The organism is Pseudoalteromonas umbrosa (assembly GCF_030125375.1).
GTDB lineage: Bacteria > Pseudomonadota > Gammaproteobacteria > Enterobacterales > Alteromonadaceae > Pseudoalteromonas > Pseudoalteromonas umbrosa.
Genome location: NZ_JASJUU010000003.1, coordinates 518545 through 536244, shown reverse-complemented (window position 1 = coordinate 536244; position 17700 = coordinate 518545). Strand labels below are relative to the sequence as shown.

Below are 17700 nucleotides of genomic sequence, written 5' to 3'. Positions count from 1 at the left end.
AAACACGGTCATTATACTGAATAAACCAAATTCAGATGTTTAATTGCATGTCACAGTTTAATATGCATTTAAAAGATTGACCGCTACGCGATTTGAGAGTGGAGCACAAATAATGTCGCTAGATTTTAAGAGTAGAGATTTTTTACAGCAACATATTGATAAAACCATGGCGTTCTATCATCCGAGGTGCGTAGACAACAAGGGTGGGTTTTATCAGTTTTTCAAGGACAATGGTGACATTTATGATGACAGCACGCGTCATCTAGTATCAAGCACTCGATTTGTTTTCAACTATGCCATGGCATATATCAATACAGATAACGCTGAATATTTAGAATTAGTGCAACATGGCCTAGATTATTTAGAAACAGTCCATAAGCAAGAAAATGGCGGATACGCTTGGCTTATTGAAAATGGAGTGCCGAGCGACCTAACCAATCATTGTTACGGTCTGGCATTTGTATTACTTGCAAACGCCATGGCTGTAAAAGCAGGTATCAATTCAGCAAAAGATACTATCGAACAAGTATGGTCATTATTAGAACAAAAATACTATGACACTAAGTTCGGATTATATCTTGATGAGTTTGATGCAAACTTTACTAATGCAGACAAATATCGCGGTCAAAACGCGAACATGCATATGTGTGAAGCACTGCTTATGTGTTTTGAAGCCACAAATGATAATAAGTTTTTAGACCGCGCCTACATACTTGCACACAATATGACAATGAAACAAGCCAGCTTAGCTGATGGTCTAGTTTGGGAGCATTACAACAGCAACTGGGAAATCGATTGGGATTACAATAAAGACAATCCTAAGCACTTATTTAGACCTTGGGGCTTCCAACCAGGTCACCAAACAGAATGGACCAAACTACTATTGATCCTAAATAGACACAAACCAGAAGCTTGGATGGTAGACAAGGCCAAATTCTTATTCGATCAGGCGCTTGAACATGCATGGGATGAAGAGCATGGTGGTATTTGCTACGGTTTTGCACCAGATAAAAGCATTTGTGATGGCGACAAATACTTTTGGGTTCAAGCTGAAAGCTTTGCAGCCGCTGCCCTGTTAGCAATTGAAACCAACGATGAGCAGTATTGGCAATGGTATGAAAAAATCTGGCAATACAGCTGGGATAATATGATCGATCATAAATACGGCGCTTGGTATCGAATTCTGACCCAAGACAACCGCAGTTACAGCGATGAAAAGAGCCCTGCTGGTAAAACCGATTACCACACAATGGGTGCCTGTTACGAAGTGTTAAGAGCCTATAATTTAAGTGAGAGAAGTTAATGAGCGTTATTTGTTTTGGTGAAGCGCTAATAGACTTTTTATCTGATGGTGGCACACCAGAATCCTTTACTAAATATGCCGGTGGCGCGCCAGCAAATGTCTCTGTTGCCGTAGCAAAGCAAGGTATAGATAGCATATTTTGCGGTATGCTCGGTGATGACATGTTTGGTCACTTTTTAAAAGATGAACTATCCAATCAGCAGGTGAATACTGATTTTGTAAAATTTACCTCTCAAGCAAAAACAGCACTAGCCTTTGTCTCGTTAGATAGTGATGGAGATAGGAGCTTTAGCTTTTATCGACCACCAGCAGCCGATTTATTATTTCGTGAAGAAGATTTCGAAGAAAATATGTTTGAGCAAGGCACCATTTTACATGTGTGCTCTAACAGTCTCACAGAGAAAAATATCTATCTAAGTACAGTAACAGCAATGGAAAGAGCCAAGCAACATGGCCTTATCAAAAGCTTTGATATGAACTTGCGTGAAAACCTTTGGCCTTCGATGAACCATTGCGTCGACAGAATTTGGCACATTATGTCTCAATCTGATGTGGTGAAGTTGTCTAAAGAAGAATTGGTATTTTTAAACACACATGCCCACCCTTCTAAAGATGAGCAAAATACCATTGAGGCAATATTATCTAGCAAAGTTAAGCTGCTAGTCATCACTGACGGTGCCAATGACATTCGTTACTTTACTGAACAATTTTCTGGATACATCACGCCGCCTAATGTAAAAGCGGTTGATACAACTGCGGGTGGAGATGCATTTGTGGGAGGCTTACTTGCTGAGCTAACACGCAAATTACCTCAAACCCCATTTGAAGAAATAGTCAGTAGTGAAGCACAAGTGCTCGACTTGGTAAATTTCTCAGCTAAATGTGGGGCGTATGCCGTCACAAGGTTTGGCTCTTTTGTTTCTCTACCAAGCAACCACGATATAGAATAATAAAATTTCCTAAGTGTGAGACAGGCTCAAGGATGAGCCTATTTAACCGCTACACATACTGCAAATATTCGCCATAAAACCAATATACAATTGGTCCGCACACAGTCCAACCGATTAAAAAAGGTCGAAAAAACCCCAGTCGCTTTGCGTTTAACGCCTCTACAACAGACTCATTTTCAGAAGGTTTATATGGAAATACTTTTCGATACACTTTAAATATTGCGAGCCCTATTAAAAAAGGTACTATTATCAATGCGAAAAATAATAAAACTGCGTACCAGGTTTCGTCTGAAACTCGTTCCATAACACTCCCATAGTGATTTAAATTGTTTAACACTCTAAATGTTAGGCAATTTCAGAATAGAGACAGACTAAGATAATTACAATAAGAAATTTTATACCTATGATAAACAAATACTTCCCTCTTCCACTTTGCATATTATTAGCCAGTTGTGCTTCACAAAATAACGTAAATCGCTTGGAGCCGACTAAGGACATCAAATACAAAGTAACTGAAGGCTATACCCACCAATTTGCCAATACATACAAGATGCCCGAAGATTATCCTTATACTTGTAAAGAGAATTGTTATCCCAAAAGCCAAGATATTCATTGTGAAAATGACATGGAACGCTGCCAGTACGTTGGTAAAAATCCAAACCTTTCTATAACTAAAGGAAATACATTTAATGTCAGATGGTTAGGTCATGCTAGCTTTTCCGTAACAACACCTACTGGGGAAACCATACTAATTGACCCTGTCACAGGCCAATTTGACTGGCCCGTAGATTGGGCGTTTGTTCACTTGGCAGGTGGCTTTTATCGAACGGAGCCCAGTGCATACAGTAAACAAACACTTGAAGATACTCAGGCAGTCGTCTATTCACATATCCATTACGACCACTTCAATAAATCAGATATCGAAAACATAGGTAATCATCCAACCTACCTAACACCTTTAAACTTTGCAGATTACTTTCCTACTGGTGGTTATAACATTGTAGAAATGCCTTGGTTCTCCAAATATGATATCGGTAACACACAAGTTCATTTTGTCCCCGCACATCATTTTAGTAGTCGTATTGTTGTGCCCATGATCACAAGCGATGATGATGAAACACTTTGGGGTGGCTGGGTGTTCGAAAGTGAAGGCAGGAAATTGTTTTTTGCTGGCGATACAGGTTACTCAGGGCACTTTAAAGATATACACCAACAGTATGGTGATATGGATGTCTGTCTCATCCCAATCGCATCTTACCATCACGAAAAACATGGAAAGTGGTATAGAAACGTCCATTTGACTCCAGAAGATGCGCTAATTGCAGCTGATGAGCTAAATTGCGGTGTAATGGTCCCTTGGGGACACGGAAATATGAGCTGGAAAATGGGTGATCATACATCACACTCAGCACTATTTCGTTTATTACATATGAAAGAGGAGCTGAACAGCCGAACCCCACTTTTTATTTTGAATGAAGGTGAGCAAGCCGAATTCTGATTAAGCAAATCTAGCGAAGTAAACTGCTTCGCTAGACGATTGGGGAGCAAAGTTATGCTTCCCACTTTTTAAGCGCATCTCCAATGAGTTGCTTACGCCAGCCTTGGAATAAATCAGGTTTTATCATCACTTCGCGCTCTTTGGCACTAAGTTTCCAGTTCCAACTGATCACTTGATTAATTTGCTTTTTAGATGCAATGACATCAACAGGTAAATTACTCTTCTTAGCAACATCTGTGATGTCTGACTTAATCTCTTTCGCCGCTCGTTTGTACTGTGCAAAATCAATTAGCCTTTTTACTTTTGCAGGCAAAGCATCTTCTGCTACAGATTTTCCTTGCTCAATACACACTAATATTTCTTTACCAGAGCGATTCACTTCCATTGCATCGACTTCTGGAATATTGCGCATACTCGAAAGTGAGCTAGGTCGCCTCTTAGCAATCTCAACCATATTGAGCTCTTTAAGGATGAAGTTTACCGAAATATTTTTCTTTTCGGCTTTGTTCATCCTCCAAGCAGCAAGCTCTCTCAATACAGCAAGATCACGCCCTCTTAACTGCCAAACATTTTTAATGCTTAAGTAAAGGTATTCATCCGGCGTTCTAAAAGCACGCTTTTGAGCAATCAATTCACTCTCTGATATCACAATATCAAATAACTGCTTTTCTTCTATTTTCTTTATTAGTTTTTCAAAACAAGGAAGAAGGTAGTAAACATCAGCTGCGGCATATTCCAACTGTTTATCCGATAATGGTCTTTTCAACCAGTCTGTACGCGACATGCTCTTATCGATTTCAACATCCAAAAGGTTTTTAACCATGTTTGCAAAACCAACACAATTCCCTTCCCCCAACAATTGCAATGCAAATTGGGTATCAAACAAAGGTGAAGGTACAATACCACCAAATTTTTGAAAAACTTCAATGTCTTCAGAGGGAGAGTGAATTACTTTTATCACATCTTGCGAAGTAAACAGTGCCCATAAAGCTGAAAAGTCCATATCAATCAATGGGTCAATTAAAGCCAGATGTGTACCATCATACACTTGGAATAAAGCACTTTCAGGATACAGCGTTCTACGACGCATAAACTCGGTATCAATTGCTAAGATTTTACTTTCACAAATGAGGTTAATAAATTTATCTAACTCCGCTTGAGTTTGAATAAACTGATACTGCACATTGACTCCTTCGCTTCTTGCGAAAAAAAACCGACATAAGCCGGTTTCTTGTTATTTTAACGCCCTACGTAATATCTTACCTACGTTCGTTTTTGGTAGTTCATCTCTGAACTCAACCATTTTTGGAACTTTGTAGTTTGTTAGGTTTTCACGACAATGCGCTATTATATCTTTTTCTGACAAAGATTGGTCTTTTCTGACAACAAAAACTTTAACTTGCTCACCACTGACCTCGTGAGGCACACCAATAGCTGCAACTTCAAGTACGCCATCATGGCTTGCAACAACCTCTTCAATCTCATTAGGGAACACGTTGAAACCGGATACTAAGATCATATCTTTTTTACGATCAACAATGTAAAAGAAGCCTTCATCGTCATAGGTTGCAATATCACCTGTTGCAAACCAACCATCTTGCAAACACTCAGCCGTTGCGTCTGGACGGTTATAGTAACCCGCCATTACCTGAGGGCCTTTCACTAAAAGTTCACCTGGTTCACCTTTAGGTGCTTCCTCACCATTGTCTAGCACTATTTTTAAATCTGTGCTCGGTGCTGGTAAACCAATTGATCCGTTATAGCCAGCTAGGTCTAACGGACAAATAGTCACAAGTGGTGCACACTCGGTTAAACCATAGCCTTCAAGTAAGCGAGAGTTAGTGACAGATTGCCATCTTTCTGCAACGGGTCTCTGAACAGCCATGCCACCACCTAAAGACACTTTCAACTTTGAAAAGTCTAACTGCGCAAAGCCATCAGTATTGAGTAAACCGTTAAATAGCGTGTTAACACCCGTAATCACAGTAAATGGATACTTGGCTAGGTCTTTGACAAAGCCGGCCATGTCACGGGGGTTTGTGATCAAAATATTATGACCGCCATACTTCATGAAAGTCAGACAGTTCGCAGTAAGCGCAAAGATGTGATAAAGCGGTAGCGCCGTGATCACAACTTCTTTACCTTTATCTAGTACTTTGTCTAAACACCCTGATACTTGTTCTAAATTAGCAACCATATTGCCGTGCGTTAGCATCGCACCTTTTGAAACACCTGTCGTACCACCGGTGTACTGCAAGAATGCAAGGTCGTTTTGATTGACGTCAGGCTTTTTATAGCCATTAGGATCAGCACTCATTACATTTGCAAAAGGAATGGCTGATGGCAAATTATACGCCGGTACCATCTTTTTAACTTTCTTGACGACAAAATTCACCAAATGCTTTTTCACACCGCCAAGTAAATCACCAATCTGAGTTAAAACAATATGTTTAACCGATGTTGAAGGAAGTGCTTTTTCTAACGTACTTGCAAAGTTCGCTAGAATGAAAATAGCTTTGGCCTCAGAATCGTTTAATTGATGCTCTAATTCTCTTACTGTGTAAAGCGGATTAACGTTTACAACTGTACAACCCGCTCTTAGTACACCTAAAATAGTGATCGGTGTTTGCAGTAAGTTTGGCATCATCACCGCAACTTTATCACCTTTCCCAAGTTTAAGTGTGTTTTGAATATAACTTGCAACCGACTTAGTCGCTTCATCAATCTCTTTATATGTCAGTGTTTTACCCATATTTGAATAAGCGGGTAACTGAGCATAGTTGGTGAAACATTCGTCTATTAATTCTAGCAGCGAGTTGTAGTGTTCTGGATCAATCGTTGCCGGCATGCCTTCTGGATAGCGCTTTAGCCAGATTTTTTCCACTCTTAGCTCCTGTGTTCTCGTTCTTTTTTTCATTAACCTTAAAGCAAATAAGGCACTTAAACAATTGAGTAAATACTCTAACTGATGGATATTCCCATATTTAAAGCAAAGTTACAATCAGCAAAGCACCTGCTTTTCGATATGTCCAACAATCTCATTTAAGATATTTTGAGGATGTTGCATATGGCAATGATGACCTCCAGAGACATTGGAAACGCTAAGTTTATCAAAACACGACAGAAATTTTTTCATGTTATCACGCATTTGAGCATATCCTTTTTCAGGTAAGATAAGCATAGTGTCTACTGAAATTTTATCTAATAAACTAATCGCTTGTTCCTCATTTAACCTGATGGTCGAGGGTAATTTAAGTTTCGGGTCTGAACTCAATCTATATTTACCGCACTCGACAAGAATCGTTCTTTCCATCAAAATCTCTGCAATTTGCTCATCGAAGCCACCGACCTTGGCTCTTGCCTTGATCATTGATGACCTGTCATCAAACCAACGGTTATGTTGACTAGATTGCCTTTGTCGCTCTTCAAATGCTTTTATCAAGTTTGTTTTAGCGAACTGGGGGCCTTGATATATGAGTCCAATTCCGTCAATTAAGTTCAATGAGCGAACGTACTCAGGAAAAATACTAGCCAGTAGATTGGCTATTAGTGCCCCCATGGAGTGGCCTACAAAATGTGCACTTTTTATGTTAGCTGTTTGCATGAAACGCATTACATCGTATACATACTCGACAAAATAGTACTGCGCATCGTCAGATTTCCAATTTGATTTGCCATGCCCCGGTAAATCCAAAAAAATCCAAGTATATTTTTTTTTCTGAGCTTCTGTCAGCAGCTCTGCCATCGGTTTAAAGCTGTTGCTGTTGTCTAACCAGCCATGCAAACACACGACGGCATAAGGCCCGTTACCAACCTGTTGCCAAGAAAAGCCACCTTTAAAATTGTCTTTCATCTCATTTTTTTTATTAATCAGCATTTATTGATATTCTTCACAAACACATTTAGTTAAGATCATACGCGATAAAATCTATACAGCTATAGAAATAATTAATTCAATTATTGCATCAGACTTTAAATCAAACACGGGAATTCAAAGGAAAAACTATGTCACGCAAAATTTCGGCAGTTGCAGCGGCTATTTCATTATTAGCGAGTAGCCAAGTTTACGCTGCACCAAAAAACATCATTTACATGATTGGTGACGGCATGGGCCCAGCATATACCACGGCATATAGATACTACAAAGATGACAAAACAACAAAAGTAGTTGAGCCTACTGTGTTTGACTCAATTTTAGTTGGTATGGCGCACACTTACCCTGACGACAACACAGTGGTGACAGACAGTGCAGCAGGTGCAACGGCCCTAAGTACAGCAAAGAAAAGTTATAATGGCGCAATCGCCGTTGACACAGCCAAAAAGCCGCTAAAAACAATGCTGCAAATGGCTAAAGAAAAAGGCATGACTACAGCGTTGGTTGCAACTTCACAAATTAACCATGCAACACCTGCAAGTTTTGCCGCACATAATGAGTCAAGACGCAATTACGATGAAATCGCAAACGATTATGTAGATGTCAAAATAGCGGGTAAATTACCTGTCGACTTGATGTTAGGCGGCGGCACACAATACTTCATTCGAGAAGATAGAAATATCGTTTCGGAGTTCAAACAAGCAGGATACCAATACATTGACGATTTAAATGACCTAAACTCACTTAAATCAGTACCTGCAATCGGGCTTTTCGCCAAAAAAGGCATGCCGCATGCTATTGATGAAAGCCCTCTTCGCCTAACAAATATGACAAATAAGGCGCTAGATTTACTTGATCAAGACAAAAACAAAGAAGGTTTTTTTGTCATGATCGAAGGTAGCCAAATTGATTGGTGTGGACATGCTAACGATATTGCGTGCGCAATGAAGGAAATGGATGACTTTGCTCAATCGATTGAACTAGCTAAGGCCTATGTAGACAAAAACCCTGATACACTTTTAGTTATTACAGCTGATCACTCTACCGGTGGTCTAACGCTGGGTGCAGACGGTGACTACAAATGGGAACGTGACGTCGTTGCAAATGTTAAAGCTTCAGTCAAAACCATAACCCAAAAACTTAAAGATAGTAAAAGCCTTGAAAAAGACTGGGTTGCACTTACCGGTTTAGAGTATACATCTGAAGTCGCTGAAGAACTTAAAGAAGCAAAGTCCGAGGGTGATAAAGCTCTTTTTAAAGCGATAAACGAGCAAATAAACGAAGCTAGTTACACAGGTTGGACAACTGGTGGTCATACTGCCATAGATGTTCAGGTATTTGCACATGGTAAAGGCCGTGAAGATTTCATTGGCTCGCAAAACAATACTCAAATTGCTGAGAAATTAATTTCATTTATTGAACGCTAAATTTTCATTTCACATTAGGTTGGTTGTGGCTTCTAACAACCAACCTATCAACTTATACCTGTTTACCTTCGCTCTTTAAGCTTGCGAAGTCGCTGTAATAGTGTAGGTACTATCAATTTATGTACTGGTTTTATAAAAAACATATACCATTTGCCAAATGTATTATTTAAATGAACAACTGTCGTTGCATGGAGTTTGGCTCCAGAGTCATTTGGTGTCACATAAAATGATACTTTAACGTTTAAGTGTTTATCTTTATCCTCTAATATAACTTCATGTTGAGTATTTTTATAAAGAGTGAAAATCCCGACCCTGTCTCCAACCTCTATATTCTTAATATTCCTTTGCGGATTAACAGCACCAATCGCACCAAGATCTTTCAAACCAAAGCTAGAAACTATCTTATTACGTAAACTCATTAAAAAATTGAACCACTCTGGTGAGCGCGTCACTAGCTCCATAAACAGCTCAAGTGCAGTTTCACCTCGGTAACAATCGATATCAGACGAAAAGCAATCATAAAAATCTGCATCTTGTGTATATAACTTAATAAGGGAGGAGTTCGGTATTTTATCCATAAAATTAATATCGAGTTAAAGTGTTAAGTAGAATTTACCAATACTAATAGCACTATTGCAACCACACCCAATTTATCAAATTCAGTGCATACATTTCTTAAAGAAAAATCTGTAATGTTAAGCACTGCCTAACTTCAAGAACGCGTGTAGGGATAACTAGTAAAAATAAAAGGAACAATATAAAAACAAAATATTTACATTTTTTTATTATTAATATACGGTAAATAGAAACCAAGTAAGACATAAGGAAAAATGAGAATGAAAAAGCTAAATAAAAAAACACTAAAAAGTTTATCTAAAGACAACATGAAGCTGCCGCTGGATATGACACCAAACATTGCTGGGGGTGATCACACGGATCGATATACTGACAATTGTGGACCTTCAGTACCTCGTAACCCTACTTGGTATTCTGAATGTGGTTGTCCAACATCACCTTGTTGATAGAAAAACTTAAATATAAAAATGGGTTAGCAAGCACCTAAATGCTAGCCCATCCAAAGCAATTATTTATAAGCTCGCTACAAAATTAGCATAGACACGGCGTACGCTCTCATTGTCGAACATTTGATAGTGATCAGCTTCTTCAGATATCACAATTTGCTTATTTTCACTGTTACTCGATTTATAAAGTGCATGTGAGAGTGAAACAGGAGTTTGCTTGTCCTCCCCACCGCCAATCACCAGTAATGGTCCTTTATACACCCCCCTTAGCACTTGCTTGTTATCAACAGAATAAAAGACGTCATCCACTTGAACATCTACAATAATTTTTTTGTACCAAGGAATTGCTTCGTCTATCCACTCTTGAACATTAGTAGCTGAGCCTTCCATTACCAACCCATCAATTGGCTTTACGCTGGCTACTTGAGCAGCCAAAAAACTACCTAAAGAAAAACCATGTACTAGCACTTTATCAGCATGAAGTTGGTTTTGGACATAATCAAAGCTCATTTTTGCATCTTCAACTAAGTTCGAGATCGTTGCTTTGCCATTACTTGCGCCTAATCCCCTGCGATCGAACACAACAATATCAAAATTATATTCAGCTAAATGTAGTAATGCTTTCTGAGTTGCTGAGCTTTCAAGTGTCATTCCATTGCCCGGTATAAACAAAATTGTATTATTTGTCCCGGAAAAATCTAAATGCAAGCCACGCAATTCAACATTACCTCCATCTACGGACATCTTCAGCTCTTTAACTTTATGCTGAGCGGTAATGCGCTCAAGGCTTTGTAAAAATTGCGGAGTGTAGTGCTTTATCGAGTCTGACTGGCTAATGAAATTAGATTCACTAATCGAAATAGTGCACCCATTTAGTAAAAAGAAAGTCAAAAAAATCACATGCTTTTTCATTTTATTTCCTGATTATTAGTAGGTTATATGTACCAATCTATCAGAAAGTATTCCTAAAATGTGGTATGTACATATTTTGTAACCACAAACTACTTTTGATAAATGAAAAAACAATCAATTTTAGAAAGGTGATACAAATTACATGCATCGCAAACCCCACTAAAGAGCTTATGATGCAAGATAAGTTTTGAAGCTCACTAAAAACAGCCACTTGATAATAAAAAATCTGAATGGATTAAAAGTAAATCTATAATTCAGAAACTTAAATAACTTTGATATAAAACGCTATACTATCATTGACGCATGTAAGAAAGATTCTATTTAACATATCAGAGGGCAGTATGAATCGAATAAAATATATTGTGCTCATTAAAGTTACGAAAGGTATGAAAATTCGAGCATTCATCGCTGATGATTTGTTCTTTAATTGACAGTTTTGTGTGTAACGTCTATTCGAGTGACTAGGTAATACAGATCTAGGTATAATACAAATATAAGTTTAGCGACCAGTTTTTTCCAAAAACCGAAGCCGCCCTATCGCCATTACGTTTTATCAAGCAGTTATCAAACAAGTTGGAGACCACTTAACATCTTTCATTGCTCAATATAGAGGGCATACTTACTATTGAATTAATATTGAAAAGCATGATGCAGAGCTGGTTACCAAGCATAACTTCCTCTCGCCATTTTATTCATTAAAACTATAACCTTGAAATTCGAGCTAATAAAACGTTGAGTTAACATACTTTCAATAATTCTAGTGGTTTCATTATTGAGAGTTTTATGAAATAAATACCCAACCATTTTGCTAGGCTGCGAAAATCACATTATCGCCATCTAATTTTATTTTTTATCTGAACACAGCTCTTAAAAGAGTAAAATCTACAAGCCCCTTATCGACTCTACACTCCATTGACGACTAACTGATTGTATTTTTAGTTTCCCTAATTCAAAACATATGATGTGCATCATATATACTATATTCATAACTGATTTATAAAAACTAAAACAGATACAACTAGCTGCTTTAAAAGAGCAAAAAAGTTGTTCTAGAACATAAAATTTAACATAAAAACACCAGAAATGTTAAATAAAAAATACCCATAGAAAACAAAAACTTCCAAATAACAAATCTTACAGGAAGAAATTATTCATATACTTATCAGTAAATTAAAAACAAAATCCCAACCTAATTATTTCCATAGACTGGTTAATTTAGAAAAAACACCATTGACGAAAGATTAAAAATTTTACTATCTTGTTAATGCACAAAGTGCATTCAATAAAAAACATCAATAAACAGGATTTTAAAAATGAAAACAACTTTAAAAGCTCTTACACTTGTAGCAGGCACTTTTTTTGCTGGTTCTGCGTTCTCAGCAGAGCTTGTGTGTGATGTATACCCCAAAGGTAACGGTAACAGCTGGGGCAATGGCACACAAAACTGTTTTGGCATAGATTTCTCGTTCGGGACATCCACATCAGGTCGTTTTTACCTAAAAAATGTTTCGAAGCCTATCCAAGAAATTCAGTGGAATGGCGCAGCTCGATGCAGTGGCACCAGCACAAGCTGTAGAGTTACGGTCAGAGCATACTCTGCTACATCAGCTTCTGCATTAATTCTATATAAAGACGGTACATGGGAAAAAACTAACACTGCTACCGCGTCATATGAGACTGGCCATTAACATCTTAACTAGCTAAATCTGAGCAGCGCCTAAAACCTTTTAGGCGCTTTAGGCAATAGTTAAACTTGACTCGCAAACACTCAAGAAACTTAAAATAAAGACTTCTTCTTCACTTAAACAACCTTTTAATTCTTTAATCATTCAGTGAGTTAATAAGACAGAAGAGACCTTTTCAAATTTGCTTATCATGGTAGATAAAAGTCATCCATACAAATATTATTCGTAAAGTATGTAGGAGCAGAATTACACTTATCAGCTATATAAACATAGTTTTTGCTTACTATTCTCAGCGTTCTAGCCAGCGAAATGCTAAAAACTATGTAAATAGCAAAGATTACAACTAGTCACTAAGATATCTACTTAAGTGAGGATATAGCCTTTTGCAGCAGTATTCATTAGAAGTGAGGAATTGGTAACCAGCAAGCAAACTAGGCAGGTGTGCTTGCTGGTCTAAAAATCGGAGCTTAACGTTGTGCAGATGCTCCACACGTAAGTTTATTTACCACCGGGCTCTGCAAATTTAGTCATCCACTTCTCAACTTCATTGTACCAATAGATTGAGTTATTGGGTTTCATAATCCAATGGTTTTCATCTGGGAAGTAAATCATGCGTGACTCTACGCCTTTGGTCTGCAAAGTACGGAATAGCTCAAAGCCCTGTCCGACAGGCACGCGATAATCTAGCTGACCATGAACTATCAGTGTTGGTGTATTAAAGTTTTCAGCATAAAAGTGTGGAGAAATAGTTTTATAAATTTCCGGCTGCTCCCAATAACTGCCGAAGCGAGGTGAATGTACAGCAAAATCAGCCGACATTTGAGAGTACATGTTATAAACCGCAGCATGAATTAAAAATGCCTTAAAAGAGTGTTTGTCGCCAAGTAATGTCGAACTCAAAAAACCACCATAGCTTGCTCCTGCTGCAACCATACGCTCTGCATCTATCCATGACTTTTGCTCAAACCATTTTGTTGCCAATTGCACATCTTTTAAGGGCTTCGTTCGCCAATCTGGGTTGATCGCATCAGCAAAATCCTGCCCAAAACCACTTGAACCATGGAAATTAGGCCACGCCGTTACATATCCCCAAGAAGCGAAAGTTTGCGCATTCCAACGATAGTGAAACCCGTCCGTGATTGCATTATGCGGTCCACCATGGATCAGCATCATTAATGGGTACTTTTTAGATTTATCAAACCCTGGCGGATAATGAACCCACATTTGTATGTCCTGTCCCCCCGCACCTTTGTAAGTGACAGATTCGTATGTACCTAGCTTAACTTCAGACATGACAGATTCATTCAAGCTGTCTATGCGACTTGATTTACCATTACGCGTATTGACTACGACTAAACGTTTTGGATACAAAAAGCTCTCATTAGTTGTCACTAATTTGCGTGAACCAAGCAGTATGGGCGCGCCAAAATTAGTGTCTTTTGTAATGGCACGTGTTTTCCCGCTTTTCCCATTAATATGGTAAATACGCCTTGTTCCAGCATCATCTATCGAACTATAAAAATCACGACCATTATCAGCCCATGTAATATTTGTGACTGAACGGTCTTTGTCTATGTTGAGTACTTTTGTTTCTTTATTTTTTAAGTCATATAGTTTTATGACAGCAGTGTCAGCATAAAAGCCAAGAATGCTGCGGCTTAAATAGGCTAGGGTTTTACCACTTTGATTAAACTTTGGCGAAAAATCTGGCGCATTATTGTCTGGCGTAATGTTTACAGCTTGCTTACTACCAATTTTACCAACAAAAATATCTGACTTAGTGTCAACTTGGTTATCCCAACCATTAGAATTAAACACAATGTGGGTCTCTTTTGAGTCAATGTCATAGCTCAATGCTGATTGACTTGATCGGATCAGCTGTCTTCCCATTGGCTCTGTAATAGGCTCAACCTGACCGCCATTTGCTGGAATACGAAAAACATGTGCTTGTCTGTCTTCATCAATAAAATGATCAAAAGAAGAGTATGGCAGCGCGCTCCATTGGCGAGCTGATACTTTGGTACCCTTCTGCTCTTTTAATAGCGCTTCCATTTCAGCCCAGGTTTTTTGCGGCCAAACCGAACTAATAAAATAAAGGTGCTTACCTACCCACTTTATACCTTTCACCCCAGTTGGGACATTCGTCAACCTTTTTGCTTCACCGGGCTCAGTTAGAGGCAAAATATAGATTTGGCTAGCTTTGTCCTCTGCACGCTTACTAATAAATGCGAGTTGACTGGAATCAGGAGAAAATACAGGCCCACTCGCCCTTAATTTAGCAGATGTTAAAGCCCTTGCCGGTTTGCCCTTTGCATCAAACAACCATAGTTGCGTATCGCCTTTATCTTTTGCAACATTAAACTTTGTTACTGGTGCAACGATAAAATTGCCATCTGATGACACAACAGGCGAACCCAGTCGTTCTAACTGCCATAAGCGCTCTACATTCAGAGCTGTGTTAGGTTGTGAAGAAGTCGCGTGCACATTAAACGTCCACCCAACCAACAACACAAACAATAAAAATAAACGAGTTTTCATTGGCTTGTGATACCTCTATTAATATGAAAATGCAAAATAACACTATCCATCAAATGAATCATACAATTTGGGATAAAACCCCCTAAACGAATGTTTACCGGACAGCGAGCTAATGCACTGTCGCTTTTGATAAGCCTATAACTAAAACGCTGTTGTTTAAGTTTCATTGAATATTAGACGCACCTATCAAAATTTCACATCGAATACGTAAAGATAAAGCACCAGAAAAAAGTAGTCTCAATAGCGGTTTCGCCAATAGTAGTAATTCATGTACCCATATATCATGCCAAAAACACACTATGAATATTTTTCATGTTAAAATATATATTCATATATAACAATAATTTCTGTTCAAAAAACAACCTAAAAAGTAACCCCTTGTAATTTAAATTTGCAAACAATATTGCCATTAGACCGTTCCAAGTATTATGTTATTTAAAAGAACACAAAATGTTACTGTGATGTTTACGACTTATATCAGACACACCCTAATGCTTATAGTTATTAAGGCTCTAACGCATTTGGCTGAATAAGTGATGTTTAGTCACAGGCAACATAAAACCTAAACAACAAGGAACAAACATGAGTATCAAGCGATTTAAACTTTCTGCAATCACAACCCTAATGGCAGCCGCAGTCAGCTTACCTACACTAGCGAATGAACTTGTCTTCGAAGGCCACAGCTCGGACCATAAGTTAGAGACAAAAACGGTTGAAAGTAACCGATACATTGTAAAGTTTAAGAAAGAGAAACTTGGTGAAAAAAGAGCGTTCAACGACTTTATAGCACTAAATTACTTGTTCACAGCGGGCGCTGAACCATTATTTGCACTAAACGATGAGCAAGCCATGGTCGCTGAACTCGATGAGTTTAGCCTTAGAACATTGCGTAAGATGTCATCCGTAGAATCAATCGAAATTGATCCTAAGCGTTACTTGTCAAAACCAATCTCAAAGGATTCCATTACCCCCTATGCACAAAGCACACCCTATGGAATAAACATGGTACAAGGAAACCAACTGTCACAGACTAATACTTCAGCGAGAAAAGTATGTGTTATAGACACTGGCTACAACTTAGGCCACCCAGACTTACCTTATGGTAATGTGACTGGTGTTGCTAACAACAATGCTGTTGGCAGATGGAATAATGATGGAAATGGTCATGGTACGCACGTTGCTGGCACAATTGCAGCCGAAAATAATAACCAGGGCGTTGTTGGCGTATACCCGGGCGTAGACCTTCATATAGTTAAGATTTTTGACGACAACGGCCAATGGACTTATGCATCAAATTTAATCAACGCGATACAGCAATGTAAAGATGCTGGTTCAGATGTAGTGAATATGAGTTTGGGCGGTGGCAATTACTCAAACAGCGAAAATACGGCAATGCAAAACTTTGTCAACGGCGGCATGATGTTGGTTGCGGCGGCAGGTAATGATGGTAACGGCACAAAGTCTTACCCAGCATCATATGATGCTGTTATTTCAGTCGCTTCCGTCACATCAAATGAATCGCGTTCATCATTTTCTCAGTACAACGACCAAATTGAAATATCTGGTCCAGGCTCGAATGTTAACTCCACTTATCCAACCAACACATATAGAAGTCTAAGCGGGACCTCTATGGCTTCACCTCACGTTGCCGGTGTTGCAGCACTCGTTTGGAGCCACCATACACAGTGTACAAACCAAGAAGTACGCGCAGCAATCAATGCAACGGCTAAAGACAAGGGCGCTGCAGGATATGATATCTATTATGGCCATGGGATCGCACAAGCGAAAAGCGCATCTGATTATTTAACTGCAAATGGTTGTCAAGGTGGTGGTGATCCAGGTAACCCAGGTGGCGTAAAACCGGTGAATGGCTCACTGCCTAATTTACAAGGTACGCAAAACGGATGGACGCACTACACTTGGAATATCCCTCAAGGGGTGAAAGAAATGAGCTTAAATATCACAGGTGGAACCGGTGATGCTGATCTTTATGTTCGTTACAACGCACAACCTGATTCAAACAACTATACCTGCCGCCCTTGGAAAGACGGAAACGAAGAACAGTGTACATTTACCAACCCGAACTCTGGTACATGGCACATTAGCTTATTTGGATATAGTAACTACAGTGGTGTAACACTTAACTATGCTTACAAATAAATAACAGCAGAATACCAAAACCAATGTTCAAGGCTAATTAAACAATCCCGATTAGCCTTGAACTCACACTTTTAAAAATGATAAAAACACAACAATAAAGAAATGCATGAAAAAATAATAACTTTCACTTAATTTACAAAACAAAAAACAACGCAATAATTTATTCATTCATTAAAGTTATATAAATAAACCAGTAACTTTGAACTCAAACCCATGCTCACTCATTGAAACCCAACAGAGACCAATAACATATTTTGTTATAATATACATAAATATAGGAAAAAATCATTAACACTTTTGCCACCTGGGCACACTTCAAACAAATAACTGT

The 17700-nt window shown here is 38.6% G+C and carries 13 protein-coding genes; 7 read left to right on the top strand and 6 right to left on the bottom strand.

The features are described from left to right. Nucleotides 1-112 precede the first annotated feature (112 nt). The 3 genes from QNM16_RS12275 to QNM16_RS12265 all read left to right on the top strand — a co-directional run bounded on the left by QNM16_RS12275 (nucleotide 113) and on the right by QNM16_RS12265 (nucleotide 3751). Complete coding sequence (locus tag QNM16_RS12275) at nucleotides 113-1303, top strand: AGE family epimerase/isomerase (RefSeq protein ID WP_284020751.1); 1191 nt, start codon at nucleotides 113-115, stop codon at nucleotides 1301-1303. Continuing rightward, nucleotides 1303-2253 (top strand): carbohydrate kinase family protein, encoded by a 951-nt coding sequence (locus QNM16_RS12270; RefSeq protein ID WP_284020750.1) that lies wholly within the window; start codon nucleotides 1303-1305, stop codon nucleotides 2251-2253. The genes QNM16_RS12275 and QNM16_RS12270 overlap by 1 nt, the downstream gene beginning before the upstream one ends. A 403-nt stretch (nucleotides 2254-2656) precedes the next feature. Next, complete coding sequence (locus QNM16_RS12265; RefSeq protein ID WP_284020749.1) at nucleotides 2657-3751, top strand: MBL fold metallo-hydrolase; 1095 nt, start codon at nucleotides 2657-2659, stop codon at nucleotides 3749-3751. 52 nt (nucleotides 3752-3803) lie between these two features. Here QNM16_RS12265 and rnd read toward each other — a convergent pair whose 3' ends face one another. The 3 genes from rnd to QNM16_RS12250 all read right to left on the bottom strand — a co-directional run bounded on the left by rnd (nucleotide 3804) and on the right by QNM16_RS12250 (nucleotide 7628). Next, a complete protein-coding gene (gene rnd / locus QNM16_RS12260) occupies nucleotides 3804-4934 on the bottom strand; it encodes a ribonuclease D (RefSeq protein ID WP_284020748.1) in 1131 nt (376 codons plus the stop codon). A gap of 51 nt (nucleotides 4935-4985) precedes the next feature. After that, nucleotides 4986-6635, bottom strand: a complete 1650-nt coding sequence (fadD, locus tag QNM16_RS12255) for a long-chain-fatty-acid--CoA ligase FadD (protein ID WP_284020747.1) — start codon at nucleotides 6633-6635, stop codon at nucleotides 4986-4988. A 117-nt stretch (nucleotides 6636-6752) separates the two neighbouring features. Next, nucleotides 6753-7628 carry an alpha/beta fold hydrolase gene (locus QNM16_RS12250; RefSeq protein ID WP_284020746.1) on the bottom strand — a complete coding sequence of 292 codons (876 nt, stop codon included), beginning with the start codon at nucleotides 7626-7628 and terminating at the stop codon, nucleotides 6753-6755. A gap of 128 nt (nucleotides 7629-7756) precedes the next feature. Between QNM16_RS12250 and QNM16_RS12245 the strand changes: the two genes are divergently transcribed. Further along, nucleotides 7757-9052, top strand: coding sequence for an alkaline phosphatase (locus tag QNM16_RS12245; RefSeq protein ID WP_284020745.1), 1296 nt, complete (start codon nucleotides 7757-7759; stop codon nucleotides 9050-9052). Between the two features lie 62 nt (nucleotides 9053-9114). Here the strand turns inward: QNM16_RS12245 and QNM16_RS12240 are convergent, their stop codons facing one another. Further along, entirely contained in the window at nucleotides 9115-9630 is a 516-nt protein-coding gene (locus QNM16_RS12240; protein ID WP_284020744.1) for a DUF2867 domain-containing protein, read from the bottom strand. Nucleotides 9631-9888: 258 nt separating this feature from the next. Between QNM16_RS12240 and QNM16_RS12235 the strand changes: the two genes are divergently transcribed. Then, complete coding sequence (locus QNM16_RS12235; protein ID WP_284020743.1) at nucleotides 9889-10074, top strand: hypothetical protein; 186 nt, start codon at nucleotides 9889-9891, stop codon at nucleotides 10072-10074. Nucleotides 10075-10140: 66 nt separating this feature from the next. Here QNM16_RS12235 and QNM16_RS12230 read toward each other — a convergent pair whose 3' ends face one another. Next, entirely contained in the window at nucleotides 10141-10986 is an 846-nt protein-coding gene (locus tag QNM16_RS12230; RefSeq protein ID WP_284020742.1) for an alpha/beta hydrolase, read from the bottom strand. A 1313-nt stretch (nucleotides 10987-12299) separates the two neighbouring features. On the opposite strand from QNM16_RS12230, the gene QNM16_RS12225 reads away from it, so the two are divergent. Next, nucleotides 12300-12674 (top strand): hypothetical protein, encoded by a 375-nt coding sequence (locus QNM16_RS12225; RefSeq protein ID WP_284020741.1) that lies wholly within the window; start codon nucleotides 12300-12302, stop codon nucleotides 12672-12674. Nucleotides 12675-13169: 495 nt separating this feature from the next. Here QNM16_RS12225 and QNM16_RS12220 read toward each other — a convergent pair whose 3' ends face one another. Further along, the gene (locus tag QNM16_RS12220) at nucleotides 13170-15209 is read right to left on the bottom strand and encodes a S9 family peptidase (protein WP_284020740.1); all 2040 of its coding nucleotides are present in this window, start codon (nucleotides 15207-15209) and stop codon (nucleotides 13170-13172) included. A gap of 582 nt (nucleotides 15210-15791) precedes the next feature. Here QNM16_RS12220 and QNM16_RS12215 point away from each other — a divergent pair. After that, nucleotides 15792-17369: a S8 family serine peptidase gene (locus QNM16_RS12215; protein ID WP_284020739.1), complete on the top strand. Its 1578-nt coding sequence runs from the start codon at nucleotides 15792-15794 to the stop codon at nucleotides 17367-17369. Nucleotides 17370-17700: the final 331 nt, after the last annotated feature.

Bases quoted from the DNA above. Each gene is read 5' to 3' on its own strand.
- QNM16_RS12240 (WP_284020744.1), bottom strand. From the start codon at position 9,630: ATGGATAAAATACCGAACTCCTCCCTTATTAAGTTATATACACAAGAT.
- QNM16_RS12275 (WP_284020751.1), top strand. From the start codon at position 113: ATGTCGCTAGATTTTAAGAGTAGAGATTTTTTACAGCAACATATTGAT.
- QNM16_RS12245 (WP_284020745.1), top strand. From the start codon at position 7,757: ATGTCACGCAAAATTTCGGCAGTTGCAGCGGCTATTTCATTATTAGCG.
- QNM16_RS12265 (WP_284020749.1), top strand. From the start codon at position 2,657: ATGATAAACAAATACTTCCCTCTTCCACTTTGCATATTATTAGCCAGT.
- QNM16_RS12225 (WP_284020741.1), top strand. From the start codon at position 12,300: ATGAAAACAACTTTAAAAGCTCTTACACTTGTAGCAGGCACTTTTTTT.
- QNM16_RS12220 (WP_284020740.1), bottom strand. From the start codon at position 15,209: ATGAAAACTCGTTTATTTTTATTGTTTGTGTTGTTGGTTGGGTGGACG.
- QNM16_RS12215 (WP_284020739.1), top strand. From the start codon at position 15,792: ATGAGTATCAAGCGATTTAAACTTTCTGCAATCACAACCCTAATGGCA.
- QNM16_RS12235 (WP_284020743.1), top strand. From the start codon at position 9,889: ATGAAAAAGCTAAATAAAAAAACACTAAAAAGTTTATCTAAAGACAAC.
- QNM16_RS12250 (WP_284020746.1), bottom strand. From the start codon at position 7,628: ATGCTGATTAATAAAAAAAATGAGATGAAAGACAATTTTAAAGGTGGC.
- QNM16_RS12270 (WP_284020750.1), top strand. From the start codon at position 1,303: ATGAGCGTTATTTGTTTTGGTGAAGCGCTAATAGACTTTTTATCTGAT.
- QNM16_RS12230 (WP_284020742.1), bottom strand. From the start codon at position 10,986: ATGAAAAAGCATGTGATTTTTTTGACTTTCTTTTTACTAAATGGGTGC.